Genomic DNA, 24,123 nt, shown 5'->3' with positions numbered 1-24,123 from the left:
TTTAGAATTTTATATTACGCCATTTTTGAGAATATGTAGGTGCTATTCTATTTAAGATATCCATACTGTCGGCAATGTTTACGCTAGGTCCACCAGATAAAATATCCATTATTTCATCTGACTTAGCATCAAAGAATACACGCATTAAAAATGAATTTGGACGTCTCCTATGAATTTTCTGTAATTCTTCTAAAACAGAAGTAACCTTAGTTTTTCCTTTCTTAGTATCCTCATGCATTAGGTCCAATCCATTGATATGATATTCGTACATAGTGGTTCTAAACTCCTTAAATGTTGGCGACATTAAGTTATCAATCAACGCAAATCTAGATTGCAGTCCATCTTCAAGTTTCCACCCTTGCCCATTTAGTTGTTGAGAATAGTTAGCAATAGTCTGTGCTTGCTTAAAGTATTCGCTACCACCATTTAATGCAAATGTATCAGCATCCATACCTAATATCATGTACACATGAAAAGCCAAAACAGAGATTAAATTAGATTCAAACTGAATTGGATTGTAAACCAAGTTTTGAAATTCTAAATATTGAAAGTTGAAACTCCTATCATTATAATTATAAACTGGTGTATTATAAGTTGAGTTATAAACCGGTCTAGAGGAGGAAACCTGGAGCGTGGCAGCAAATAAGTCGTTATTGTACTCTTGGACATTGATGACCATATTACAATCTATACGTTCTTGCTGATTAAAGTTCTTATCCGTCCATTGGGTATTGCTGATAAATTCATTGAGTTGCTTTTCCAAATTCCTAAATACAACATTGTTGTCATTACCGGTTTGCTGTGCAATAACAGTCACGGTACAATTTAATTCTTGTGCTAATACACCTGTGGTAAAAAATAGGGTAAATAAAACTGCAAGTTTACGCATGTAATTGTTTCAGTATTTGTTGCATTAAATCATTTGCTACCTCAGCTTTTGATTTCAATTTATGTTCAATAACCTCGTTTGTAGATGTTATAAATGTAACTTTATTTGTGGATACTCCAAAACCTGCACCTTTATCTTGTAATGAGTTTAAAACTATTAAATCAAGATTTTTTGATCTTAGCTTTCCTTTTGCATTTTCTAATTCATTGTTAGTCTCTAGTGCAAAGCCAACTAAAAACTGATTAGATTTTTCTTCCCCTAATGACTTTAGAATATCCTTTGTTTTTTCCAACTCTATTGTAAACGTCGAATCCTTCTTTTTTATTTTTTTACTCGCAACGTTTTTTGGCTTATAATCTGCAACTGCCGCCGAAAGTATTGCAATATCTGTGTCATTAAAATTGTTATGAACCTCGTTATACATTTCTTCAGCACTAACAACCGGCTTAATATTTACATGACTATGATTAATACTTTGATGCGTAGGACCTGTCACTAAAGTTACGTTTGCTCCCAAATTAGCAGCAGATTTTGCTATTTCAAATCCCATTTTACCACTAGAATGATTTCCTATAAATCTGACAGGATCTAATGCCTCATATGTTGGCCCAGCAGTAATCAAGACATTCTTACCATTTAAAGGTAATTGTTCAAGTATATCATTACTTATAAAACTTACAATATCTTCCGGCTCAGCCATTCTTCCTTCACCAACCAATCCACTAGCCAGTTCACCAGTGCCAGCAGGAATCATCTTATTACCATATGTAATTAATTTGTCAAAGGATGCCTTAGTAGACTGATGCTTGTACATGTCTAAATCCATTGCTGGTGCAAAATATACAGGGCATTTTGCTGACAAATAAGTAGCTAACAGTATATTATCACAACCTCCATGTGCCATTTTAGCCAATGTATTTGCAGTAGCTGGTGCTATAACAAATAAATCTGCCCAAAGACCTAGATCAACATGGTTATTCCATACCTGATTATCATCATCTTCATCTACAAATGAAGAATAGACAGGGTTTTTAGATAGTGTGGAAAGTGTAAGCGGTGTAATAAAATCCTTAGAAGCAGGTGTCATAACCACTTTAACGTTAGCACCTGCTTTTATAAATAACCGGACTAAACTAGCCGATTTATATGCGGCAATACCAGCAGTAATGCCTAATAAAATGTTTTTGTCCTTTAAAATAGACATTGAAGATTATTGCTGAGTATCCTCAGTATTTCTGTGATATATTTTATCATCTAACCACTCCTTTACAGCTAGTGCGTGTGGCTTTGGTAACTTTTCGTAAAACTTAGAAACTTCTATTTGCTCTTTGTTTTCAAAAATTTCCTCAAGACTGTCGTTATAAGTTGCAAACTCTTCCAACTTATCAATTAACTCACGTCTTATGTCTGTGTTAATTTGTTCTGCACGTTTTGCAATTACCGAAATTGCTTCATAGATGTTGTTTGTTGGGGCATCTACAACGTTTCTATTGTAAGTAACTGTAGTTACTGGTGCATCTGTCTTTTTTAAATCCATCTTCTATAAATGATTAACTTTTCGTTATTTCTGTACTATCGTACTATTTCCGTTTAATAATTCTTCTTTCATAATTGTAGCTTCATCCAAATATTTTGATTCTGGATAAGCTTTATTGAGTGAATTAAAATAACTGACTGCGTCACTAACGCGTCCTTCTTTTAATCGATCAATACTTAATGCCGCTAACTTATATGCTGAATCAAATCTGTAAAACATAGCATCTTCTCTTAAGGAAGTTCCTGGAAACTCCAATAAAAAGTTATTAAATGACTTGATCGAAGCCTTGTAATCAGTAATTAGGTTATACTGTTTGGCAATCTCAAAGGCTTTCTTCTCAAGTTTAAAATCTAATTCGTTTATGAGTTTATTAGCATCAGCTACATAGCCAGATGTTGGGTAAAGATTAATAAACAATTGAAGTTTTTCAATCGCTTCAACAGTTTCCTTTTGTTCTTTGGTGAAAATTGGTGAGTTATGATAATACCCTTTGGCTGCCAAAAACGCGGCTTCCTCAGCTTTTTCACTACTAGGATATATGTCTACAAACTTATCAAAATGGTAACTCGATATATAATAGTCCTTAAGTTCATAAGAACAATTAGCATGCATAAAGGTTAATTTTTCTGCTTGTGGTTTACCTCTATAAGCTGGAAGAATTTGTTCGAACAATCTATATGCTTTTGCATATTTACCTTCTTCATAGAGATCAGTTGCAAATTTAAACTTCTCCGCAGTACTCTCAGATTTCAACATCTTTTGGTAATCACTACAAGAGGTCACTAAAATTGCTATAAATACTATATAAAATGCTCTTTTCATAAATTTTAAACAGATGGCAAAAGTACACATTATTAACGGATTTTGAAAACAAAAATTAAATGCTAAAATAGCCCATACTAACAGGTATTAAAGTAATTTAATCTAAGTTTAACTTTTACCTAAAAATTTCAACTCTTTTTTAATTTGATTTTGAAGAGATTTTGTAGCTATTACAAGCGGTAAACGCACATGTAATTGAGAAACACCTATCCCTTTTAAAACAGCTTTAATTCCTGCAGGATTGTTCTCTGCAAATATCATTGCCGTAATAGGCATAAGTTTATAATGAATATCATAGGCTTGTTTTGCCTTACCTGCAATTCCCAATCTTATCATTTCTGAAAATTCTTGGGGTAATCCTTGTCCAATTACTGAGATTACACCAGACCCTCCAGCCAAGGCTACACCAAGTGCTAAATCATCATCTCCAGATATTACTAGAAAATCGTCCGGTTTTGTTCTAAGCAATTCTAAATATTGATGCACATTATTACCTGCTTCCTTTACTCCGATTATATTGTCAAAGTCATTTGCAAGTCTAATTGTTGTCTCTGGTTCAATATTCTTTGAGGTCCTACCAGGAACATTGTATAAAATAATTGGAAGAGGTGACACCTCCGAAATTGCTTTAAAATGCTGATAAATTCCTTCTTGAGTGGGTTTACTATAATAAGGCGAAACTGATAATATTGCATCGATTTGAGTAAAATCCGTGCTTTTTATTTCATTAATAATTGAAGAAGTATTATTGCCTCCTATTCCCAAAACAAGTGGTAACCTTCCTTTATTTACACTAGCAATAAATTCAATCAATGCTTTCTTCTCATCAGATGAAATGGTGACACTTTCTCCCGTGGTTCCACTAATAACAAGGTACTCTACACCATTTTTAATATTGTATTCTACCAATCTCTCTAGAGCATCAAAATCAATGCTTAAATCTTCTTTAAACGGTGTGATTAATGCAACACCTGTACCTACAAATTGGGTCATTATAATTTATTTAAAATGTTTAAATATTTTCTAAATTCTATTTTGAAAGTCTCAAATTCACTTGGATTTACATCTATAATTAAATCATACAAACGCTCATCAGTTCTTGTCAATCCAACTTTTAAATTGGCCTTTGAAGATGCAGTGATTAAATTTAACAATACATTATCCGCCTTGTAATAGCTAATTAGAACGTCGTGATCCTCATCAATAAATGACTTCAAATCTATGTTGTTTATCTTCCCTTTCCAACCAATATCTTTTGGACTAAAAAAAGTTTCCCATTGGCTTCCTTCAAACTTGTCATCATCTGTAAAAGCAACTATTTTGTGCTTTGGCGATGTAAGATTGAGTTCTTTAAATAAGGCTCTAAACATTTCAAATTCATCAAATTCATCAATATTTAGCAAAACAGCAATAGTCTTTACTTTATTGCTATTAACATATGCCTTGCGTGCCTGAAGCAATGAATTAACATATTTTTGATTTGATTTTGTCTTAAATGCCTTTAAAATCATTTATTTTTGACTTTGTGCAAATTTAGCAAAAGCATAAACATATTTTCATAAACTCTTGATAAGAAATAAAATGTCTGTAAAACATGTTATACTGTTCTTTTTTATTATGGTTTTATTTTCATGCAATAAAGATTTTCATTTAAATAAAATTGAAGGCAAGAGAATTGAAATTAATGATGAAATCTCTGGTAATGAATCCATAGAAGAATTCATTAAACCTTACAGAGAAAATGTAATTAAGAATCTTGATAGTGTTATTTCTTATGCACCAGACACATATTCAAAAACAGATGGTGAATTTAATACTGCAATTGGAAATTTAATGGCCGATGCTGTGTTTGAAGAGGCGAATCCTGTTTTTAATAAACGTACGGGTAAAAATATAGATTTTGTAATCTTAAATCACGGTGGTATTAGATCCATTATACCTGAAGGAAATATCACAACAAGAACCGCTTATAAGGTTATGCCTTTTGAAAATTCTACTGTAGTTGTTGCATTAAAAGGAATACAGATTCATGAAATGCTGAAATACTTATCCTTGGCAAAACGTGCGCATCCATTATCAAAACATGTGCAAATAACTCTAAACCCAGGCTTTGAACTAGTAGATGCTAGTATTAATAATCAACCTATTGATAAAAACAGAACTTATTATGTTGCCACCAATGATTATTTATACAATGGTGGTGATAAAATGACCTTTTTTCAACCTAATGATAGTTTGTATGTACTAGACTATAAAATAAGAAATGTCTTAATTGATTATTTTAAGAAAAAAGACACCATAAAGCCAGTCATTGACAACAGGTTTATTCAACTAAAAAAATAGAAGATGAAAAGAAGAACATTTATAAAGCAATCTTCTGTAGCAACAGCTTTAGTTGGTTTAGGTGGATTAGGCCTACAATCCTTTCAAAGCAAAAAACGAAAGCGAATAACGATTCTGCACACAAATGATGTACACAGTCATATAGATCCTTTTGGACCAAATGATGGTAGAAATGCTAATAAAGGTGGTATCGCAAGGCGTGCAACTATAGTCGAATCAATCAGACAAGAAAATCCGAATACACTATTATTAGATGCTGGTGATATTTTTCAAGGTACACCATATTTCAATTATTATGGTGGAGAGCTAGAATTTAAGCTAATGAGCATGCTCAAATATGATTTAGCTACCATAGGTAATCATGATTTTGATAACGGAATCGAAGGACTATATGCTCAATTACCACATGCTGATTTTGAATTTGTTTCAGCAAATTATGATTTCTCAAATACCGTAATGGATACTCATGTAAAACCTTATAAAATATTTGTGCGTGATGGTATTAAAATTGGTGTTTTTGGACTAGGTATAAAACTTGATGGATTAGTTGACAAAAGAATGTATAAGGAAACTATTTACAACGATCCTATAGAAATTGCACAAGATATGTCACATGTCTTAAAAACCGAACAGAACTGTGACTTGGTTGTCTGCTTGTCTCATATTGGTTATTTTTATAAAAAATTTCCTAAAAAAGTATCTGATCTAAATTTGGCTAGAGCCACAAAAGACATTGACCTAATTATTGGTGGGCATACTCATACATTCTTGCCAAAGCCAACAATTGAAAAAAACAGTGACGGTAAAAATGTTCTGGTTAATCAAGTTGGAGCTTATGGACTCTATCTAGGACAAATTGATTTTTATTTTGAACCAGGCAAAGAAATGCAGGCAAAAGGTACTTCCATAATTGTATAACTATTTTGTAAGTTATTTTTTAGTTGTCGTCTAAAACCTCATAATTAAGTCAAATCTTTATGAAGTTTGATAAAATATTTCTGGTTTTACGAATAGCTGTGGCAATAATTTTAATTCAGACACTCCGATTTAAGTTTACTGCACATCCAGATAGCGTTTATATATTTGAAACTGTTGGCCTAGAGCCGTTCGGTAGAGTTGGAATTGGTATTGCAGAATTAATAGCTGGAATCTTATTGCTTGTTCCGAAAACAATCTGGCTAGGTGCTTCTTTAGCTTTAGGTATAATGGCTGGTGCAATTGTTATGCATCTAACAGAATTAGGTATTGAGGTGAAAGATGATGGTGGTGTGTTATTTTTTACTGCAATTATTACGTTTGTATTAAGCTCAATAGTTCTTTATTCAGAAAAAAGAAATATTCCTTTTTTTAAAAATAACTAAGCCTCAGCATGCTCATCAGAATAAAATGGTTCATCAGGACCAGTAAATTCAATTTGTGACTGCATGTAAAAGAAGATAAATGCTACAACTAAAAAGAAGGAATAGATAAATCCAAGCATTTTATCTTCCATGACATAGAAATATGCTAATTGTATTATTTCAGAGAAAACAATACAAATAGATCCCATCAAGAACATCATAGATTTGGTATCATTTCTATACATATAATTGATTAAGGCAATTGATAATAGTGTCATAACAACTGCATTGTATGTGTATTCTAAAGAATATTCATAGGTATTTAATACATTTTCTGTTGTTGCAGTTACTAACGAAACGCAAAAAATATCTAAGACCACAAGAATGAATATTGGTATTGCTAACTGAGAAAAAACAGATTTGAAATTCAGCTGAGTTAATATCTTCAGCATTAAAAATATATATGATAATATGAAAAGCATATTGGCGACATAATAAATATAATCTATATCACCTTCATATAAATTTGGACCATACCAAGCAGAATAACTGAGGACATGACCAATGGTATATAATACTAGAAACCAGAAAAAATATATACTTTTATTGGTGGTCCAGCCACAATAAAGTATCGTTAATAAAACAAGAATACCGGCACTTACGGCAGCACCTTCTAATTGAAAGGCCATACCTTGAAAAACGATGAATACACCACCGAGTAAAAGCAACAGTACTTTAATAATTTTACTGAACATTATAAATTAATCCCTAGTTAATAAAACAAATATAAAATTATTTTACAATTAAACGGTAAAAAAATGCTTTTTATCGATAAAACACTTATTTTTCTGTAGGAATTTATTTCAATAGCTCTAAAAACGCATACTCGGAAAGGATTGGAATATTTAAATTTTCGGCTTTTATGCGTTTACTTGGTCCCATTTTATCTCCTGCGACCACAAAACTTGTCTTTGAAGAGATGGAAGATGACACTTTTCCACCATTATCTTCTATGAGTTTTTTGAGTTCATTTCTCGAGACTTTTTCAAAAACACCTGAGACAACAAATGCTTGTCCTTTTAATTTATCTGTTTGGTTAGCTAACTTTTCCGCAGATATTTCTAATTGCACTCCAAACTTTCTCAAACGTTCTATGTTATTTCTGTTTTCTTCAGACGAGAAAAACTCTACTACACTTTCAGCAATTCGTTCTCCAATTTCATCAACGGTCACCAAATCCAACAAAGTTGCAAACATTAGGGCATCAATTGATTTATATTGTTTAGCCAATTTTTTCGCAACTGTTTCACCGACATATCTGATACCTAGAGCAAACAAAACCCTTTCAAATGGTATTTGCTTTGAAGCTTCTATTCCACTAATTAAATTTTCAGCACTTTTTTCTGCCATTCTTTCTAAAGGAATAACTTGATCTACAGTCAACTCATATAAGTCTGAGTAATTATTAATTAATCCTTCATTAACCAATAATGCCACGGTTTCACCTCCTAGTCCTTCAATATCCGTTGCTTTTCTGGAAATATAATGTTGAATACGACCTATAACCTGTGGTGGACATCCATTATAATTAGGGCAATAGTGCTTTGCTTCACCTTCCAACCTAATAAGTTCCGTATCACACTCTGGGCATTTTGTAATATATTCAGTTGGTCTTGAGTCTAATGGTCGCTTGGTAAAATCAACTGCAATTATTTTTGGAATTATTTCACCTCCTTTTTCTACAAATACCGTATCACCTTCTCTAATATCAAGTTTTTCAATCTGATCAGCATTGTGCAAGGAAGCACGCTTAACAATTGTACCAGCTAACTGTACTGGCTCTAAATTGGCAACTGGTGTAATTGCTCCTGTTCTACCAACTTGATATGTTATTTCATTTAATTTGGTTGAAACTTGCTCTGCCTTAAACTTATAGGCCATTGCCCAACGAGGAGCCTTTGCGGTAAATCCTAATTCATCCTGTTGGTACAAACTATTAACCTTAACCACTACTCCATCAATTTCAAATGGTAAATTGTGTCTATGTTCATCCCAATGAGCCACATATTCTAATACCTCATCTATAGAGTTAACCAATTTAGCTTCCTTTGGCACCTTAAAGCCCCATTCTCTTGCCTTTTCTAATCCTTCAAATTGTGTATTAACATTGAGGCTATTTCCTTTTATACTATATAATAGACATTCTAATGGACGCTTTGCAACCTCAGAGCTATCTTGTAATTTTAAACTTCCAGATGCTGTGTTCCTCGGATTTCTATATGGTTCTTCATCATTTGCTATTCGCTCTTCGTTCATTTTTAAAAAACCAGCAATTGGTAATACAATTTCCCCTCTAATATCAAATCTATCTGGAAAATCTCCTTTTAATTGTAGCGGAACCGTATTAATAGTTTTGACATTTGCTGTTACCTCATCTCCTTGCACACCGTCACCTCTTGTAACTGCTCTGATAAATCTTCCATTTTCGTATGTCAAATTCATAGAAGCACCATCATACTTTAATTCACATGTATATTGCACCTTCCCATCTACAAGTTTTTTAATACGAGTTTCCCAGTCTAGCAAATCTTCTTTTGAATAAGAATTATCCAAAGAGTACATTCTAAAATCATGAACAACTGTATTAAAGTTCTTGGTAATGGTACCACCAACTCGTTGCGTAGGTGAATTGGCATCAAAAAACTCTGGATGTTTCTCTTCCAAATCTTGAAGTTCCTTTAACTTCATATCAAATTCATAATCACTGATTATTGGATTATCAAGTATGTAATAATTATAGTTGTGTTGACGAAGCTCGTCCCTTAACTCTTCGATTCTTAATTCTATATTCATTTTTAAAGTCCTTCTTTGTTCAACCATTTTGGTGCCGGTAGCGGTTTATAGTTATTCATTTTATTTAATAAACCGTCAATAGTTGAGTCTATAACTACAGCTTCAAGATTTTCTTGTTTTAAAAACCCTTGTTTTACCATCACTTTACACTGCATTATTAATGAGTCATAGTATCCGTTAACGTTTAAGATTCCTATAGGTTTAGTATGCAATCCTAGTTGACCCCAAGTGGTAATTTCAAAAAATTCATCCATTGTACCAAAACCTCCAGGTATAATCATAAAACCCTCGCTTTTTTCATACATAATAACTTTTCTATCGTGCATATTTTGAGTTATTATAAGTTCCGTTAACTCATTGTTTACAATCTCCTTCGTTCTCAAGAAATTTGGTATTACACCAATTGTTCTACCTTTATGATCTATAGTCCCTTGAGCTACCTTTCCCATTATTCCAATCTTTGCAGCACCGTATACTAAAGTGATATCTCTATTGGCTAAAACTGAACCTAACTTATAGGCAGTATCAACAATTACTTTATTATTACCTTCGCTACTACCACAAAAAACAGATATACTCTTCATACTAAATCTTTATTCCTTTCAACATTCTTAGGTTCGAATTTAAATCTTCTAATAGCTCAATATCTTTAAATCCAGCATCTATTAAAAGTTGTTTTGTTTCCTCACCAAGATACTGGTTAATTTCAAAATATAACTGACCTCCTTTTTTTAATTTTTTGTTCGCAAACGCAGTTATTACTCTATAAAATATCAATGGATCATCATCATCTACAAAAAGTGCAAGGTGTGGTTCATTCTCTAATACATTTGGCTTAATTTCCTCTTTTTCAGAGTTTCTAACATAAGGTGGGTTTGATACAATAATATCAAATTCTTCATTAGACATTACTGAATCATGAGAAGTCTCATCTAGAATATTAGCTTTGGTGAAGCTAATCTCGACTTCATTTAAATCTGCATTTATTGACGCAACCTTCAATGCTTCGTTACTAATATCTAACGCATAAACATTGGCATTCGTTAAGTTTTTTGCCAAACTTATTGCTATACAACCACTACCTGTGCCTATATCTAAAATATTTAAAATTTCGTGTTCATCAAAGGATTGGTTTCTTATAATCCAATCCACCAACTCTTCAGTCTCTTGCCTTGGAATTAAAACATGTCTATTAACCTTTATTTTTAATCCAAAGAACTCAGTTTCACCAAGTATATATTGAATAGGTTTTTGTTGCTTAAGTGCTTCTAATACAATAAAGAATGTATCTGTTTCAGATTTTGTTAGGGTTAACTCAGGGTTTAATGCCAATTGAAACCTAGGGATATTGAGATAGTATTCTAAACATATAAAGAAGAAGTTTTCAACTTCATTCTTGCCGTAAATTACATCAAGTTCTTGATGGAAAATATTTTTAAGGTCAAGTGCTCTCAAATTACAAGTCTTTAAGCATCCACACAGAACATGAATAATGTCCAGTATCACCCATTGGTTTCTCTATACTCTCAAAGCCAACTTTTCTATAAAGTTTGCGTGCATCATCCATATAAGGCATAGTCTCCAAGTAACACTGTTCAAAACCAGCTTGTTTTGCAAAATTCAAACATTTTTCCATCATTTTACTCCCTAATCCTTTACCCCTTGCTTCTGGCATAAAATACATTTTCTGTAATTCGCATATATTACCTTTATAATTATCAAGTGGCGAAATCCCAGCACCACCAATAATATCCTCACCTTGAGCTACTACAAAATACGCCTTTCGAGGCTCTCTATATGTTTCCGTCATGCAATCTAACGCTTTGTCCTCATAAGCAGTACCTACTTTAGGTACACCCATTTCTATTAATACTGATCTAATTGCCTCAGCTATTTTAGCATCATCCTTGAGTTCTATTTCTCGAATAACAATAGTATCTTTATGCACTTAATTTTTAATTTTAATACTGAAATTGTTTCGGTATGAAGATAGCTATATTTCTCATTTTATGACAAAAAGAATTTTACTGTTTTTATCATTTTTTACACTACTTTTCAACTGCTCTATAACAGAAAAACCACAGTTTATTGGACTAAATAATATAAAAGTTATTGACGCAAATGCAGATGCTATAACGCTAAGCACTGATGCGATGTTTAAAAACCCAAATGATGTTGGTGGCAAACTAAAAACAGATGGCCTAAGAGTATATATAAATGAGACTGAAGTTGCTACCATTGTATCTGAAGAATTTGATGTACCATCAAAAAATGATTTCACCATACCTTTAATTGTTTCAGTTGCGACTGATAGCCTTGTTGATAAAAATAGCTTAGGTGGTCTAATAAGTAGTTTAATTTCTCAACAATTAAAGGTTAGATATAATGGTGAAATTGACTATAAAGTGTTTGGCTATTCCTCTTCATATACCATTGATGAAGAACAAATAATCAAAGTAAAATTGTAATTGAAAAAACACGAATATTACATAAAACGTTGCTTACAGATTGCCGTTAATGCATTAGGGACTTCAAGACCTAATCCAATGGTTGGTTCAGTAATAGTACATGATAACAATATTATTGGAGAGGGTTATACAAATCCTTATGGTGGTGCACATGCAGAAGTAAATGCCATTAAATCTGTTAAAGACAAAAGCAAACTTGCTGAGAGTATTTTATATGTTACGCTTGAACCATGCAGTCATTTTGGGAAAACACCACCTTGTAGTGACTTAATCATAGATCATATAATTCCAAAAGTAGTAATTGGCTGTATAGACGATAACCCTGAAGTAGCAGGAAAAGGTATTGCCAAATTAAAAGCTTCTGGATGCAATGTTACAGTCGGTATACTCGAAGATATGTGCAAAAAGCATCATAAAAGGTTTTTTACCTTTCATAATGAAAAAAGACCCTATATTATATTAAAATGGGCAGAAACTAGTGATGGATTTATTGCTCCTATAACTAAAAACGAGCAAAAACCGGTTTGGATTACAAACCAATACTCCAGACAGTTAGTTCACAAATGGCGCGCCGAGGAACAGGCCATTTTAGTAGGCACTAATACTGTAAAGGAAGATAATCCTAGCCTCACCGTTAGGGATTGGGATGGGCAAAATCCCGTAAGAGTCGTTACTGATATAAATGAAAATCTAAGTCATAACTTTTCAGTTTTCAATGATCGAGCAAAAACTCTTGTTATATCAAGTTCAATAATTGATTTTGAAAAACCAGTTGCAAATCAGGTTTGTCAATTTTTATATAATAAAAATATTAATTCAATAATTATTGAAGGTGGTGCAAAAACACTTCAAACGTTTATCGATGAAGGGCTTTGGGATGAAGCTAGAATATTCACTGGAGACATTCAGTTTAATAATGGCTTACAAGCTCCAAAATTAAAAGGAGAATTGGTTTCTGAAACCAAAATTTTGAATGATACATTAAAGATCCTTGTAAATGATTAAAACATTAATATTTGATTTTGGTGATGTTTTTATCAATTTAGATAAGCAAGGTGCCATGGAGAATGCATTAAAACTATTTCAACTTGAATCCTTTGAAAACGACATGCTCGAAGCTAATTTAAAGTTTGAAACTGGTAATATAAATACCTCCCAATTCATTGAATTTTATAAATCAAAGTTTCCATATTTAAGTAAAAAGGATATTGTCAATGCATGGAATCATATCTTAAAGGACTTCCCGAAATACCGATTAGAATTTATCAAAGCTCTATCAAATCAGAGTAGCTATAAGCTAGTTTTATTAAGCAACACTAATGAATTACATATTGAACACATAAGGCAACATTTTAATTTTTATGAAGATTTTAAAAACTGTTTTGATCAGTTTTACTTATCTCATGAAATTCAATTGAGAAAACCAGAAAAAGAAATCTTTGAGTTCGTTCTGACACAAAACAATTTGAGACCTGATGAATGTTTGTTTATTGACGATACTAAAGAAAATACAGATACAGCAAAAGCCATGGGATTTCATATTTGGACAATAGACGAAACCAAAGAAGATATTACAAGCCTATTTGAAATTAACAAAGAGCTCTTTTGATCTATTTAATTCTAAGCATATTATCATCTACAGGTATTTTTATACTATTTAAATCGTTTAAAAAGTACGGTGTGAACACGCTACAAGCAATTGTAGTCAATTACATAACTGCATGTAGCCTTGGCGCTGTATTATATGAAGGTGAGATAGATATGGCTGAAATAATTAATTCAACTTGGTTTTATGGTGCAGTTTTCCTTGGGTTTTTATTTATACTCATCTTTAATGTAATGGCACTTACAGCTCAGAAAAACGGATTGTCAGTAGCTTCTGTGGCAAGTAAAATGAGTGTAATTATCCCAATTATTTTCGGAATCGTTGTATTTAATGAAAGTGTTAAGTTTATAAAAATATTTGGGATTATTCTCGCCTTGGTTGCAGTTTATCTAACATCAGTTAAGGAAAAAGATAATGTTGTATTAACCCAATCCATTTACCTTCCTATTCTATTATTTTTCGGATCCGGTACAATTGACACTTTAGTGAACTATTTCGCACCAGACGATAAAATACCTTTATTTTCTGCTACTATATTTGGGGTTGCGTTTTGCGTAGGTGGATTTGCACTATTCTATAAATCTGTGAATATGAAAAGTCATTTTAGAATAAAAAGTATTCCTTTTGGAATGGCATTAGGTATCATCAATTACGCCTCCATATATTATCTTTTAAAAGCATTACGTGTTAATGGTTACGAAACCTCAACGGTTTTTACAATAAACAATGTAGCCATAGTAGCGTTTTCAACATTAATCGGTCTAATATTATTTAAAGAAAAAATATCACTTAAAAATTGGATTGGAATTATCATAGCAATAGTTTCAATTATAATTGTAACACTGAGTTAATGGAAATAAAGGACACATATAGAACCATATCTAAACCGTCCATTGGTGATTTATTTAAGGATAAAAATAGTAAGTTCTGCGGTTATGCATATCCTATTCATAATGAAATAGAAATCAAAAATTATTTGACTAATCTAAAGAAAGAACATCATACCGCAAGACATTGGTGTTATGCCTATAAATTAGGAACTGAGAAATTCGTTTATAGAGTAAATGACGATGGTGAACCAAATAATTCTGCAGGTATGCCTATTTACGGGCAAATTCAATCTTTCGAAATAACAAACGTATTGGTCGTAGTAATTCGCTATTTCGGTGGAGTTAAACTTGGAGTCGGTGGCTTAATTAATGCTTACAGAACAGGTGCACAATTTGCTTTAGAATCAGCCACAATAATTGAAAAAACAATTAACCAATCCTTCAGTCTAAAATTTGAATATAAAAATCTAAGTAAAATTCTGCGAATACTAAAAGAAAACCAAGTTGAAATATCGAAGCAGAATTTAGAAGTTGATTGTTTGTTGGAAATATCTGTCAGAAAAAGTAACGCTTCTAAAGTTTTTGAACTTTTTAAAAATTTTTATGGCGTCGATATTCGTGGATTATAACGATTTTTTTTGCAGTTTATCTAAAAGATATTTTGGGCAACGCGTTGGTCTGTTTCTTTTCATGTCAATAAAAGCTAAAATTGTACTACCTGTAGCCAGTAAATTACCTTTCTCATTTATTAATTCATATTCAAACTCAATCGTTGCTGTTGGGACTTTTTTCAGCCTAGTTTTTACTTTAAGCACGTCATCATAACGTGCTGAATTTTTGTAGTTTATATTTAAGGAAATAACTGGAAGCATAATTCCTTCAGCTTCCATCCCACTGTAGCTAAGGCCAAACTGCCTAAGCCATTCCGTTCTACCCACTTCAAAATACACTGCGTAATTTGCATGGTATACAACTCCCATCTGATCTGTCTCTCCATAACGCACTCTGATTTTAGTTTCATTAATATTCATAATAGTGCGTCTTTTTAGTAAAAAATTTGTAAATTCAGCCGGAATTAAACATGCGAAAAAAAATCTTAAAATTCAATTAAATTTCATTTTTTTTTTAAGAATTTTGTTCACATATTTGTCGATATATAATTAATGAGAGAAACCTAATTCTCTTTTTTTTTGCTAATCTAACTAACAATACATAATTTAACTTAAAGCATGGAGATAACCGCTCAATCTGTATGGGATAATTGTCTTGATTTCATTAAGGATAATATTCAACCTCAAGCTTATAAAACTTGGTTTGAGCCTATTAAAGCGGTTAAACTTTCAGGAAATGCATTAAGCATACAGGTGCCGAGTAAATTTTTCTATGAATGGCTAGAAGAGCATTATGTTAAGATACTAAAAGTGGCTCTTACGAAAGAGCTAGGTGAAGATGCCAAGCTGGTTTATGTTATCAAAATGGAAAACACTTATGGTAACAAGCAACCATTTACTGAAAAAATCCCAAGTTCAAACAGAACTGCGGTTAAATCCCAAGATGTAGATGTGCCTTTTGATAATAAAAGTCCAGAATTAAAAAATCCTTTTATTATTCCAGGAATAAGAAATGTTAAGATTGAGTCTCAGCTTAATCCTAGTTATAATTTTGAGAATTTTTTAGAAGGAGATTCTAACAGACTAGCTAGAAATGCTGGTATTGCTGTGGCCAACAAGCCAGGTGGCACTTCTTTTAACCCTCTATTGATTTTTGGAGGTGTTGGATTAGGTAAAACACACCTTGCTCATGCAATTGGTGTGGATATAAAAGATAAATACCCTGAAAAAACAGTTCTTTATATATCAGCTGAAAAGTTTACACAACAGTATATTGATTCAGTAAAAAAGAATAATAGAAATGACTTCATTCATTTTTATCAAATTATAGATGTCCTTATCATTGACGATGTTCAGTTTTTATCGGGCAAAACAGGTACTCAAGATGTTTTCTTCCATATTTTTAATCATTTACACCAAAACGGAAAACAGGTTGTACTAACTAGTGATAAAGCTCCGGTAGACATGCAAGACATAGAGCAAAGACTACTTTCTCGTTTTAAATGGGGGCTTTCTGCAGAATTGCAAACACCAGACTTTGAAACTAGAGTTTCTATTCTAAAGAACAAACTTTACAGAGATGGTGTTGAAATGCCAGATGAAATAGTAGAATATGTTGCTAAGCACATTAAGTCTAATGTAAGAGAATTAGAAGGTGCTATTATATCATTAATCGCACAATCTTCTTTTAACAAAAAAGAAATCACCATTAATCTTGCAAAGGATATTGTTGAGAAATTTGTTAAGAACACAAAACGAGAAGTTTCTATAGATTACATACAGAAAGTAGTTTCGGATTACTTCCAAATGGATGTAAACACTTTACAATCTAAAACACGTAAGCGTCATATTGTACAGGCACGTCAGCTGGCTATGTTCTTTGCTAAAAAATATACCAAAGCTTCGTTGGCAAGCATAGGGTCTCAAATTGGACAAAGAGATCATGCAACCGTACTACACGCATGTAAAACTGTTGATAATTTATCTTCAACAGACAAGCAGTTTAGAAAATACGTAGAAGATCTTGCAAAAAAATTATCCCTTTAATTTAATTAAAGAATGACACGCATTTTAATGGTGTGCCTGGGCAATATCTGTAGGTCACCGTTAGCACACGGCATTTTAGAATCTAAACTCAACTCATTAGATTATTTTGTTGACTCAGCAGGGACAGCCTCCTATCATATTGGTAAAAAACCAGATAAAAGATCTATGGAAGTAGCATTTAATGCTGGGATAGACATAACCACACAACAAGCAAGAGCATTTATAACAAGTGATTTTGATGATTTTGACTACATCTTTGCAATGGATGAATCAAACTACCATGATATTATGAGACTTGCACGTAATCAAGAAGATGCTAAGAAAGTAAAGTTGTTTTTAGATGCCAATAAAACTAGGTTTGATAAGAACGTACCAGACCCATATTATGGAGATATAAGTGATTTTGAATACGTTTTTGATTTAATTAATGAAACTGCCGACTTAATAATAAGAGGATTATAATTCATCATCCTAATCCATTTCTCAATTATCTTTACTTTTTTGTAATTTAGTACCAACCCACTAATTATATAGAATGAGAATTTTAGCCTCAACAATTTGCCTGCTCTTTGGTATGCTTTTAACTGCCCAAGAATTAGATATACAATTATTTGCAGAGAACTTTGATAGGCCAGTAAATATTAAAAACGCTGGTGATGATAAATTATATGTGGTTGAGCAAGATGGATATATAAGAATTGTCAATGCTGACGGAACAATTGAATCCACCGCTTTTTTAAATATAGATTCACAAGTCATAAATTCTGGAAACGAAAGAGGATTACTAGGACTAGCATTTCATCCAAATTATGCAACTAATGGATATTTCTATTTAAATTACATAAACAATTCTGGCAATACAGTTATTTCAAGATTTAATAGAAGTGGTACAAATCCGCTGTTAGCAGATCCAAGTTCAGAATTAATCTTACTTACATATTCTCAACCTTTTTCAAACCATAATGGTGGTGATATGGCATTTGGCCAAGATGGCTACTTATATATTTCATCTGGTGATGGTGGTTCTGGAGGTGATCCTCAAAACAACTCTCAAAACCTCACCAATTTACTAGGCAAAATTCTTCGGATTGATGTTGACAATACCGAAAACGGTAGTAATTATGCAATACCTGATGACAATCCTTATCATGAAAGTCCTACCAATAGAGAAGAAATTTGGGCATATGGATTGAGAAATCCATGGAAATTTTCATTTGATCAATTAAATGGTGATATATGGATTGCTGATGTAGGCCAGAATGAATATGAAGAGATTAACAAAGCGGCACTTAGTGAGTCTGGTTTAAATTATGGATGGAGATGCTATGAAGGGAATTCAACCTATAATACCAGCGGATGCCCTGCTCCTACTTCATTGACATATCCTGTATCTGAATACAGCCACACAAACAATGGTCTCTTTAAATGTTCTATCACAGGAGGCTATAGATATAGAGGCAGCACCTATACAAATTTCAGTGGGCTTTATTTCTTTGCTGATTACTGCAGTGGCGAAATAGGATATCTTGAAGAAAACGGAACAAATTGGGATATGACATTAGTGGATTTTCCTGGCAATTGGGTTGCATTTGGTGAGGATGTAAATGGAGAACTCTATATTTCTGATATTTCTTCTGGCAATATTTATAAACTTATTGACTCATCATTGAGTATCACAGACTCAAATTTTTCTGAGATATCTATTTACCCAAACCCAGCCGATAGCTTAGTTAACCTCGATTTTTCTAATATAACTGGTAACCCAGAAATAACTGTTGAAATTCTAGATATTCAAGGTAAAATAATATTAAGTGAATTACGCACCATAGAAACAGTTTATAAATTAGATGTTTCTAAATTTAATGCGGGACTTTATATTTTAAAATGTAAATCTGTTTCTGGTGAAATACTCCTTCAAAAACTTATAATAGACTAAATGGATAACTACGGTAAATTATACCTCATACCTACACGATTAGGCGATAATCCTCCACTGGAAGTTTTACCTATATCTATAAAAAAAATAATTGAAGGATTAGATGATTATATTGTTGAAAACGAAAAAACAGCTCGTAGATTTATTAAAAGAGTCACTCCTAGCAAATCGCAACCATCCTTAAATCTTAGCGTGTTAAACAAATACACTACTATAGAAGAAAGAAACTCCTATTTAAATCCTTGTTTAACAGGAACATCTGTTGGCTTACTTTCTGAAGCAGGTTGCCCAGCAATTGCAGATCCAGGTGCTGAAATAGTGAAATTAGCTCATGAAATGAATATACGTGTTATACCCTTAGTAGGTCCATCATCAATCATTTTGGCATTAATGGCTTCAGGTATGAACGGTCAAAACTTTGCATTTAACGGTTATTTACCTATTGATAAAGCCGAGCGAAAATCTAAATTAAAATCTCTTGAGCGTATTTCTTCAGAACAAAATCAAACCCAAATTTTCATTGAAACACCTTACAGAAATAATAAATTGTTAGAAGATTTAGTTGCAACATTACACCCTAACACTCAGATATGTGTTGCATGTGATATTACATTGCCAACAGAGTTTATTAGAACAATGCCGTCCAAAGACTGGAAATTCATAAAAGAAGACCTTCATAAAAGACCAGCAATATTTATCCTTAAAAAAGACTAGATCAAATTCTTGCCTTTGCACTTTTGTTTGGTTTAACGATTGAAGTATCGTAACCAGAAAACTTTTTCATATAATGCTTTACGGAAGAACCATAAGCATCAGAAAAATTTTGTCCACCATAACTTCTCAGAAATTTTTTAACACTTCCTGGTCCTGCAAGATGAGCTGCGGCTAAAATACCAGATTCAGTTACTTTAAAACCTGAAATATACTTACCCTCAAATCGTTTTATATCATTTCTAAGAATCCACTTGTTACGCTCAGCGTTCGCAACAAATGCCTTTTCCTGTAATTCAGGATTGTATAAAAAACTATTTGGGCTGTAAATTCCTATTGTCTTAAGGGTTTCAGATCCAAACTGATACTTACCTAAATAACCTAGCGTATTTATCGTGAAGTAATCTCCTCTTGATTCTTTAAATGCCAATGCTTCCTTAAATCCTTCGAAAGATTTACCTAAATATAGTGAAAAGACAGAATGTTCATTCTCAAAATTATTCATGCGAGAATTAATTGCTAAATCTTCCTTAATATTATAGTCTAAATCTAATCCCTTTGTGGAGTAATTTTCAGGATTTAATTTGGAATCTGGATATAAAGCCATTGCTATTACAAAACAGATTGAAAAGGGTAAAACAAAATTTTTAACTTTATTCTTAACCATAAAAGCTAATTTATTAGTAAAACTTCTTCCCCAATTAGTTCTACTAAATTCGGCTGCAAAGATACAACATTTTAAGATTATCTGAAAATCAGAGGATTAAGGATTATCAATACTCGTTAAAAGTAGATATAATGAAACTTTAAGCGACCCTTACTATTTAGCTCTAATGTTGGAAAAGGAACCTTAATTACATTCAAAACATCAAATATGGTTTTAAGTAGATGGGAATTTGTTTTTATTCTAGTTAAATCAATATCCAAACTAAGGTAATACTGTCTTACGCGATTTTGATTCAAAAATAAAGGATCTGAAGGGTTTCCTGTCAACATTCCATCTGCGCCATAACCAAAAGCAAGATTGAGCCATTTTGGAATCCTATCAGTTTTTAGGAAGGAGTTAATATTAGCACTTAACCAATAGGTTTGACCGTTATAATCTTTCAATACTTCCTCAAAAAAACCATCTCCTAATACATCTGGTCTTTGCGCTGCTAAATCAGTAGTATGGAATGAATATTTTAATACTATTCGTTGGTCTTGCCATAATAATTCTTGCCCAACATAGAGACCTGTACCTGCAACATTTGCCGCCATATCTGACCATGAAAATCCCCATTCTTCTGAAAAACCATCCATAACCTCAACGACGGTTAGAAAACCCAACCCGAGCGTGGACCCATATATTAATTGATCTTTTTGACGAACTCCCGCCCAATCTAAGGTATTAGCCCCTATTCTCCCTAATTGATATGAAGAAAAAACATGGCCCAATTTATCCATTTGCAACCATTCTTCACTATCATCAATAGTCTTAAAACTTGATTTAGGATAATCAGCATACCACAATTGGTTTAAACCTATTAATGTTAACGAAGCCAATGATGCTTCTGTTATTATTACGGTATTTCTCCTTGGTATATTTAACGAATCACTTGGTGTTAGAAATTTATTGATGCCTGATTGAGAGAAGCTACAATTGGTAAAAAATATTAAAAGAAAAAACAGAATTACCTTGAATTTCAATGTATTACTTATTAATGCCCTGAGATGACAAATAGCGCTGATATTCTCTAGCGTTGTTATTATGTTGTGCTAATGTTTTAGCAAACTTATGGTAACCTATTCTTTTTGCATCCGCCGCGAAATAAAGATAGTTGTGTTTTTCAGCATTAAGAACAGCATTTACAGCAGATAAATCTGGCATTGCAATTAATCCCGGTGGTAATCCAAGATTCTTATATGTGTTATAAGGCGAATCTATTTCTTTATGCACATTTAGAACCCTTCTTATTACCGTAGTCTTATACTTAGGTAATTGATATGCCGCAAATTTTAATGTAGGATCAGCTTGCAAAGGCATGCCAATTCTCAATCTATTTATATAAACACCGGCAACTCTTGGTTGCTCTTCTTTTTTCTTAGACTCTTCATGTACAATTGACGCAAGTGTTATTACTTCATTTGGTGATAAGTTTAAAGCCTTTGCTTTTGCTCTTCTAGATTCGTTCCAAAAACGTTTATATTCATAAAGCATTTTATCTCTAAATTGCTCTGCAGTAGTATTCCAATAAAACTTATAGCTATTAGGTAAATACATTCCCAATGCGCTGGCATTTGTGAATCCATTCGATTTTAAAAATAACTCATCTTCCATAGACTGTAACAAAGATGTACTATCAGCTTCAATTTGAATGCTAATTCTACCTGCCAAAGCCTCTAGGCTATTTTGATTGTTAAATGAAGTAGTAACTTCTAATCCCTTACCAATTCGTATTGAATTGATAATGTCATTATTATTCATTCCTTTATTAATGGCAAATTTACCCGACTTAATATTAGTAGTATACTTCTTCTGTTTAGCCAATGCATCAAAACTATTTATGTCTTTTAGCAGAGGCTCAAGATGTGAACGGACTTCGTTGTATTTTGCCTCTGTTGGAATATAAATATAAGCAACGTTATTGTTGAATGCGGTATTAGGCTTAAACATTGCACCATAAATGTAATAGGCAAAAATCCCAAAAATGAATAGTCCTAATAAGGCCACAGCCCAAAGAATTTTCTTTATGTACATGAGCTAAGCATTTATTCTTTGTAAAATATATTCGTTTGTATAGTCTGTTCCGTCAAATCTCCAATCTTTCTTTAATCCTATTTTTTTAAATCCGTTATTTTCAAATAAATTTAAGCTGGCTAGGTTATCTTCCTTAATGTTAGCATATATCTGACGCAAATGCAATACTTTAAAACAGTAATCGATAAGCAAATTTAATGCTTCTTTACCAACACCTTTTCTTCTTTGAGAACTGTCTTTGACTATAATGCCCAATCCTGCTCTATTGTGAATGGCATTAAAATCATAAATATCAATTAAACCAACAGTTTTATCACCTGTATTTTCACAAATTGCAAGTCTTAATTGCTTAGCTTCAAAAATATCCTGTTGTGCATTTTCGAGATACTTCTTTATCAAATATTTTGAATAAGGTGTTATTGTGTCACTTAATTCCCAAAAGTGGGTATTATTTTCTATTTCAAAAACAAATTCAAGATCTTCCGGCTCTAAAGCTCTTAAGTAAATTTGATTTCCTTTAAGACTTACCATACAAACTCTCCTTTATAAACTTGTTCAGCAGGTCCGATTAACCAAATATTGTCATAGCCATTTTCTTTCGATTTAAAACTTACAACAAGTTCACCTCCAGGTGTATTTAAATTCACCTCGTTGCTCTTTGTAAGCTTCTTTGCATGCATGGCCAAGGCCACTGCTGTCACCCCAGTACCACATGATAAGGTTTCGTTTTCTACTCCTCTCTCATAAGTTCTTACTGAAAATGAATTATTTGATAGAGGTTCAACAAAATTAACATTGCTACCTGATGCATTATATGGCTCACTATATCTTATTTTAGATCCTTTTAGTTTAACATCTAAGTTACTTAAATCCTCAACAACCTCAACATGATGAGGAGAACCAGTATCCAAAAACACATGGTCAGAATATAATTCTACATCATCAACATTACTCATTTGAAGATGTACAATGTTAGTTTTGATTTTGGCATAGTGTATACCGTCAATGGCATTGAACTTTGCCTCATTATTAATAATGCCTAAAAATTTTGCAAATGCAGTAATGCATCTTCCACCATTACCGCACATACTACTTTCATTTCCATCTGCATTGAAATACACCATTTTAAAATCTGAAAAATCGTCATTTTCCAGCAGTATAAAACCATCGGCTCCAATGCCAAATCGTCTGTCACAAAGTTCTGCAATACGTTTGGTATTATTTTTGTCAATTTTTTGACCTCGGTTATCAATGATTATAAAATCATTGCCAGTGCCTTGGTATTTGTAAAAAGTAATTGCCATATACCATGCAAATATAAGAATTAAAGCAAGTAAATTCGCTTGTTAATTGGTAGTTAAAATTGAAGTTAAATAGTCGTTAAAATTAAT

The 24,123-nt window shown here is 32.5% G+C and carries 29 protein-coding genes; 12 read left to right on the top strand and 17 right to left on the bottom strand.

The window, feature by feature from the left end; all coding sequences use genetic code 11:
* Position 1: 1 nt before the first annotated feature.
* The 6 genes from ACFWV9_RS08725 to ACFWV9_RS08700 form a co-directional block, all read right to left on the bottom strand.
* Complete coding sequence (locus ACFWV9_RS08725; protein WP_411894824.1) at positions 2-889, bottom strand: DUF4835 family protein; 888 nt, start codon at positions 887-889, stop codon at positions 2-4.
* Entirely contained in the window at positions 882-2,093 is a 1,212-nt protein-coding gene (gene coaBC / locus ACFWV9_RS08720) for a bifunctional phosphopantothenoylcysteine decarboxylase/phosphopantothenate--cysteine ligase CoaBC (protein WP_411894823.1), read from the bottom strand. Before coaBC ends, ACFWV9_RS08725 begins: the two co-directional genes overlap by 8 nt.
* 6 nt (positions 2,094-2,099) lie before the next feature.
* Positions 2,100-2,426 (bottom strand): DNA-directed RNA polymerase subunit omega, encoded by a 327-nt coding sequence (locus tag ACFWV9_RS08715; protein ID WP_224477701.1) that lies wholly within the window; start codon positions 2,424-2,426, stop codon positions 2,100-2,102.
* 24 nt (positions 2,427-2,450) lie between these two features.
* Positions 2,451-3,248, bottom strand: coding sequence for an outer membrane protein assembly factor BamD (locus tag ACFWV9_RS08710; RefSeq protein WP_411894822.1), 798 nt, complete (start codon positions 3,246-3,248; stop codon positions 2,451-2,453).
* A 108-nt stretch (positions 3,249-3,356) separates the two neighbouring features.
* A complete protein-coding gene (gene dapA / locus ACFWV9_RS08705) occupies positions 3,357-4,241 on the bottom strand; it encodes a 4-hydroxy-tetrahydrodipicolinate synthase (RefSeq protein ID WP_411894821.1) in 885 nt (294 codons plus the stop codon).
* A complete protein-coding gene (locus ACFWV9_RS08700; protein ID WP_411894820.1) occupies positions 4,241-4,759 on the bottom strand; it encodes a DUF6913 domain-containing protein in 519 nt (172 codons plus the stop codon). Before ACFWV9_RS08700 ends, dapA begins: the two co-directional genes overlap by 1 nt.
* Positions 4,760-4,829: 70 nt before the next feature.
* On the opposite strand from ACFWV9_RS08700, the gene ACFWV9_RS08695 reads away from it, so the two are divergent.
* Genes ACFWV9_RS08695 through ACFWV9_RS08685 form a run of 3 tightly spaced genes read left to right on the top strand, consistent with a single transcriptional unit; the run spans position 4,830 to position 6,952 of the window.
* Positions 4,830-5,591 carry a 5'-nucleotidase C-terminal domain-containing protein gene (locus ACFWV9_RS08695; RefSeq protein WP_411895196.1) on the top strand — a complete coding sequence of 254 codons (762 nt, stop codon included), beginning with the start codon at positions 4,830-4,832 and terminating at the stop codon, positions 5,589-5,591.
* A gap of 3 nt (positions 5,592-5,594) precedes the next feature.
* Positions 5,595-6,509, top strand: coding sequence for a bifunctional metallophosphatase/5'-nucleotidase (locus ACFWV9_RS08690; protein ID WP_411894819.1), 915 nt, complete (start codon positions 5,595-5,597; stop codon positions 6,507-6,509).
* A gap of 59 nt (positions 6,510-6,568) precedes the next feature.
* On the top strand, positions 6,569-6,952 hold the full coding sequence (locus tag ACFWV9_RS08685; RefSeq protein ID WP_411894818.1) for a DoxX family membrane protein: 384 nt from the start codon (positions 6,569-6,571) through the stop codon (positions 6,950-6,952).
* Here the strand turns inward: ACFWV9_RS08685 and ACFWV9_RS08680 are convergent.
* The 5 genes from ACFWV9_RS08680 to ACFWV9_RS08660 all read right to left on the bottom strand — a co-directional run bounded on the left by ACFWV9_RS08680 (position 6,949) and on the right by ACFWV9_RS08660 (position 11,732).
* On the bottom strand, positions 6,949-7,686 hold the full coding sequence (locus ACFWV9_RS08680) for a hypothetical protein (protein ID WP_411894817.1): 738 nt from the start codon (positions 7,684-7,686) through the stop codon (positions 6,949-6,951). The two genes, ACFWV9_RS08685 and ACFWV9_RS08680, sit on opposite strands and share 4 nt — an antisense overlap.
* Before the next feature lie 103 nt (positions 7,687-7,789).
* On the bottom strand, positions 7,790-9,784 hold the full coding sequence (ligA, locus tag ACFWV9_RS08675; RefSeq protein ID WP_411894816.1) for an NAD-dependent DNA ligase LigA: 1,995 nt from the start codon (positions 9,782-9,784) through the stop codon (positions 7,790-7,792).
* Positions 9,785-9,786: 2 nt separating this feature from the next.
* The gene (locus ACFWV9_RS08670; RefSeq protein ID WP_411894815.1) at positions 9,787-10,368 is read right to left on the bottom strand and encodes a TIGR00730 family Rossman fold protein; all 582 of its coding nucleotides are present in this window, start codon (positions 10,366-10,368) and stop codon (positions 9,787-9,789) included.
* A 1-nt stretch (position 10,369) separates the two neighbouring features.
* Positions 10,370-11,239: a peptide chain release factor N(5)-glutamine methyltransferase gene (gene prmC, locus ACFWV9_RS08665; RefSeq protein WP_411894814.1), complete on the bottom strand. Its 870-nt coding sequence runs from the start codon at positions 11,237-11,239 to the stop codon at positions 10,370-10,372.
* A gap of 1 nt (position 11,240) precedes the next feature.
* Positions 11,241-11,732, bottom strand: a complete 492-nt coding sequence (locus ACFWV9_RS08660) for a GNAT family N-acetyltransferase (RefSeq protein WP_411894813.1) — start codon at positions 11,730-11,732, stop codon at positions 11,241-11,243.
* Between the two features lie 61 nt (positions 11,733-11,793).
* Between ACFWV9_RS08660 and ACFWV9_RS08655 the strand changes: the two genes are divergently transcribed.
* The 5 genes from ACFWV9_RS08655 to ACFWV9_RS08635 all read left to right on the top strand — a co-directional run bounded on the left by ACFWV9_RS08655 (position 11,794) and on the right by ACFWV9_RS08635 (position 15,317).
* On the top strand, positions 11,794-12,252 hold the full coding sequence (locus tag ACFWV9_RS08655; protein ID WP_411894812.1) for a hypothetical protein: 459 nt from the start codon (positions 11,794-11,796) through the stop codon (positions 12,250-12,252).
* A complete protein-coding gene (ribD, locus tag ACFWV9_RS08650) occupies positions 12,253-13,257 on the top strand; it encodes a bifunctional diaminohydroxyphosphoribosylaminopyrimidine deaminase/5-amino-6-(5-phosphoribosylamino)uracil reductase RibD (protein ID WP_411894811.1) in 1,005 nt (334 codons plus the stop codon).
* Complete coding sequence (locus ACFWV9_RS08645) at positions 13,250-13,861, top strand: HAD family hydrolase (RefSeq protein ID WP_411894810.1); 612 nt, start codon at positions 13,250-13,252, stop codon at positions 13,859-13,861. The genes ribD and ACFWV9_RS08645 overlap by 8 nt, the downstream gene beginning before the upstream one ends.
* A gap of 71 nt (positions 13,862-13,932) precedes the next feature.
* On the top strand, positions 13,933-14,709 hold the full coding sequence (locus ACFWV9_RS08640) for an EamA/RhaT family transporter (protein WP_411894809.1): 777 nt from the start codon (positions 13,933-13,935) through the stop codon (positions 14,707-14,709).
* A complete protein-coding gene (locus tag ACFWV9_RS08635; protein WP_411894808.1) occupies positions 14,709-15,317 on the top strand; it encodes an IMPACT family protein in 609 nt (202 codons plus the stop codon). The genes ACFWV9_RS08640 and ACFWV9_RS08635 overlap by 1 nt, the downstream gene beginning before the upstream one ends.
* Here ACFWV9_RS08635 and ACFWV9_RS08630 read toward each other — a convergent pair.
* Complete coding sequence (locus ACFWV9_RS08630; RefSeq protein WP_411894807.1) at positions 15,312-15,719, bottom strand: acyl-CoA thioesterase; 408 nt, start codon at positions 15,717-15,719, stop codon at positions 15,312-15,314. The genes ACFWV9_RS08635 and ACFWV9_RS08630 overlap by 6 nt on opposite strands.
* A gap of 198 nt (positions 15,720-15,917) precedes the next feature.
* Here ACFWV9_RS08630 and dnaA point away from each other — a divergent pair, with 198 nt between their 5' ends.
* From dnaA to ACFWV9_RS08610, 4 genes are all read left to right on the top strand, one after another.
* Positions 15,918-17,345, top strand: a complete 1,428-nt coding sequence (gene dnaA / locus ACFWV9_RS08625) for a chromosomal replication initiator protein DnaA (RefSeq protein ID WP_411894806.1) — start codon at positions 15,918-15,920, stop codon at positions 17,343-17,345.
* 12 nt (positions 17,346-17,357) lie between these two features.
* Positions 17,358-17,807, top strand: a complete 450-nt coding sequence (locus ACFWV9_RS08620; RefSeq protein WP_411894805.1) for a low molecular weight protein-tyrosine-phosphatase — start codon at positions 17,358-17,360, stop codon at positions 17,805-17,807.
* A 73-nt stretch (positions 17,808-17,880) separates the two neighbouring features.
* The gene (locus tag ACFWV9_RS08615) at positions 17,881-19,281 is read left to right on the top strand and encodes a PQQ-dependent sugar dehydrogenase (RefSeq protein ID WP_411894804.1); all 1,401 of its coding nucleotides are present in this window, start codon (positions 17,881-17,883) and stop codon (positions 19,279-19,281) included.
* A complete protein-coding gene (locus ACFWV9_RS08610; protein WP_411894803.1) occupies positions 19,282-19,995 on the top strand; it encodes an SAM-dependent methyltransferase in 714 nt (237 codons plus the stop codon). It begins immediately after the preceding gene.
* A gap of 1 nt (position 19,996) precedes the next feature.
* Here ACFWV9_RS08610 and ACFWV9_RS08605 read toward each other — a convergent pair whose 3' ends face one another.
* The 5 genes from ACFWV9_RS08605 to dapF form a co-directional block, all read right to left on the bottom strand.
* Entirely contained in the window at positions 19,997-20,659 is a 663-nt protein-coding gene (locus ACFWV9_RS08605; RefSeq protein WP_411894802.1) for a peptidoglycan-binding protein LysM, read from the bottom strand.
* A 116-nt stretch (positions 20,660-20,775) separates the two neighbouring features.
* Complete coding sequence (locus ACFWV9_RS08600) at positions 20,776-21,681, bottom strand: DUF2279 domain-containing protein (protein ID WP_411894801.1); 906 nt, start codon at positions 21,679-21,681, stop codon at positions 20,776-20,778.
* Positions 21,682-21,685: 4 nt separating this feature from the next.
* Positions 21,686-22,732: an endolytic transglycosylase MltG gene (gene mltG / locus ACFWV9_RS08595; RefSeq protein WP_411894800.1), complete on the bottom strand. Its 1,047-nt coding sequence runs from the start codon at positions 22,730-22,732 to the stop codon at positions 21,686-21,688.
* Positions 22,733-22,735: 3 nt separating this feature from the next.
* Positions 22,736-23,263 (bottom strand): GNAT family N-acetyltransferase, encoded by a 528-nt coding sequence (locus ACFWV9_RS08590; protein ID WP_411894799.1) that lies wholly within the window; start codon positions 23,261-23,263, stop codon positions 22,736-22,738.
* Positions 23,257-24,036 carry a diaminopimelate epimerase gene (gene dapF / locus ACFWV9_RS08585; RefSeq protein ID WP_411894798.1) on the bottom strand — a complete coding sequence of 260 codons (780 nt, stop codon included), beginning with the start codon at positions 24,034-24,036 and terminating at the stop codon, positions 23,257-23,259. Before dapF ends, ACFWV9_RS08590 begins: the two co-directional genes overlap by 7 nt.
* Positions 24,037-24,123 lie beyond the last annotated feature (87 nt).

Source organism: Winogradskyella sp. A2 (assembly GCF_046762865.1).
GTDB lineage: Bacteria > Bacteroidota > Bacteroidia > Flavobacteriales > Flavobacteriaceae > Winogradskyella.
Note: the sequence above shows the minus strand (reverse complement) of the source record. Positions and strands in the feature narration are given on the sequence as shown.

What these genes read in the sequence shown, in the direction of transcription:
- dapA (WP_411894821.1), bottom strand. Translation starts at nt 4,241, where the DNA reads ATGACCCAATTTGTAGGTACAGGTGTTGCATTAATCACACCGTTTAAA.
- ligA (WP_411894816.1), bottom strand. Translation starts at nt 9,784, where the DNA reads ATGAATATAGAATTAAGAATCGAAGAGTTAAGGGACGAGCTTCGTCAA.
- ACFWV9_RS08630 (WP_411894807.1), bottom strand. Translation starts at nt 15,719, where the DNA reads ATGAATATTAATGAAACTAAAATCAGAGTGCGTTATGGAGAGACAGAT.
- dapF (WP_411894798.1), bottom strand. Translation starts at nt 24,036, where the DNA reads ATGGCAATTACTTTTTACAAATACCAAGGCACTGGCAATGATTTTATA.
- ACFWV9_RS08715 (WP_224477701.1), bottom strand. Translation starts at nt 2,426, where the DNA reads ATGGATTTAAAAAAGACAGATGCACCAGTAACTACAGTTACTTACAAT.
- ACFWV9_RS08670 (WP_411894815.1), bottom strand. Translation starts at nt 10,368, where the DNA reads ATGAAGAGTATATCTGTTTTTTGTGGTAGTAGCGAAGGTAATAATAAA.
- coaBC (WP_411894823.1), bottom strand. Translation starts at nt 2,093, where the DNA reads ATGTCTATTTTAAAGGACAAAAACATTTTATTAGGCATTACTGCTGGT.
- ACFWV9_RS08610 (WP_411894803.1), top strand. Translation starts at nt 19,282, where the DNA reads ATGGATAACTACGGTAAATTATACCTCATACCTACACGATTAGGCGAT.
- ACFWV9_RS08645 (WP_411894810.1), top strand. Translation starts at nt 13,250, where the DNA reads ATGATTAAAACATTAATATTTGATTTTGGTGATGTTTTTATCAATTTA.
- ACFWV9_RS08655 (WP_411894812.1), top strand. Translation starts at nt 11,794, where the DNA reads ATGACAAAAAGAATTTTACTGTTTTTATCATTTTTTACACTACTTTTC.
- ACFWV9_RS08615 (WP_411894804.1), top strand. Translation starts at nt 17,881, where the DNA reads ATGAGAATTTTAGCCTCAACAATTTGCCTGCTCTTTGGTATGCTTTTA.
- dnaA (WP_411894806.1), top strand. Translation starts at nt 15,918, where the DNA reads ATGGAGATAACCGCTCAATCTGTATGGGATAATTGTCTTGATTTCATT.
- ACFWV9_RS08685 (WP_411894818.1), top strand. Translation starts at nt 6,569, where the DNA reads ATGAAGTTTGATAAAATATTTCTGGTTTTACGAATAGCTGTGGCAATA.
- ACFWV9_RS08635 (WP_411894808.1), top strand. Translation starts at nt 14,709, where the DNA reads ATGGAAATAAAGGACACATATAGAACCATATCTAAACCGTCCATTGGT.
- ACFWV9_RS08680 (WP_411894817.1), bottom strand. Translation starts at nt 7,686, where the DNA reads ATGTTCAGTAAAATTATTAAAGTACTGTTGCTTTTACTCGGTGGTGTA.
- mltG (WP_411894800.1), bottom strand. Translation starts at nt 22,732, where the DNA reads ATGTACATAAAGAAAATTCTTTGGGCTGTGGCCTTATTAGGACTATTC.
- ACFWV9_RS08590 (WP_411894799.1), bottom strand. Translation starts at nt 23,263, where the DNA reads ATGGTAAGTCTTAAAGGAAATCAAATTTACTTAAGAGCTTTAGAGCCG.
- ACFWV9_RS08700 (WP_411894820.1), bottom strand. Translation starts at nt 4,759, where the DNA reads ATGATTTTAAAGGCATTTAAGACAAAATCAAATCAAAAATATGTTAAT.
- ACFWV9_RS08620 (WP_411894805.1), top strand. Translation starts at nt 17,358, where the DNA reads ATGACACGCATTTTAATGGTGTGCCTGGGCAATATCTGTAGGTCACCG.
- ACFWV9_RS08725 (WP_411894824.1), bottom strand. Translation starts at nt 889, where the DNA reads ATGCGTAAACTTGCAGTTTTATTTACCCTATTTTTTACCACAGGTGTA.
- ACFWV9_RS08690 (WP_411894819.1), top strand. Translation starts at nt 5,595, where the DNA reads ATGAAAAGAAGAACATTTATAAAGCAATCTTCTGTAGCAACAGCTTTA.
- ACFWV9_RS08710 (WP_411894822.1), bottom strand. Translation starts at nt 3,248, where the DNA reads ATGAAAAGAGCATTTTATATAGTATTTATAGCAATTTTAGTGACCTCT.
- ACFWV9_RS08695 (WP_411895196.1), top strand. Translation starts at nt 4,830, where the DNA reads ATGTCTGTAAAACATGTTATACTGTTCTTTTTTATTATGGTTTTATTT.
- ACFWV9_RS08605 (WP_411894802.1), bottom strand. Translation starts at nt 20,659, where the DNA reads ATGGTTAAGAATAAAGTTAAAAATTTTGTTTTACCCTTTTCAATCTGT.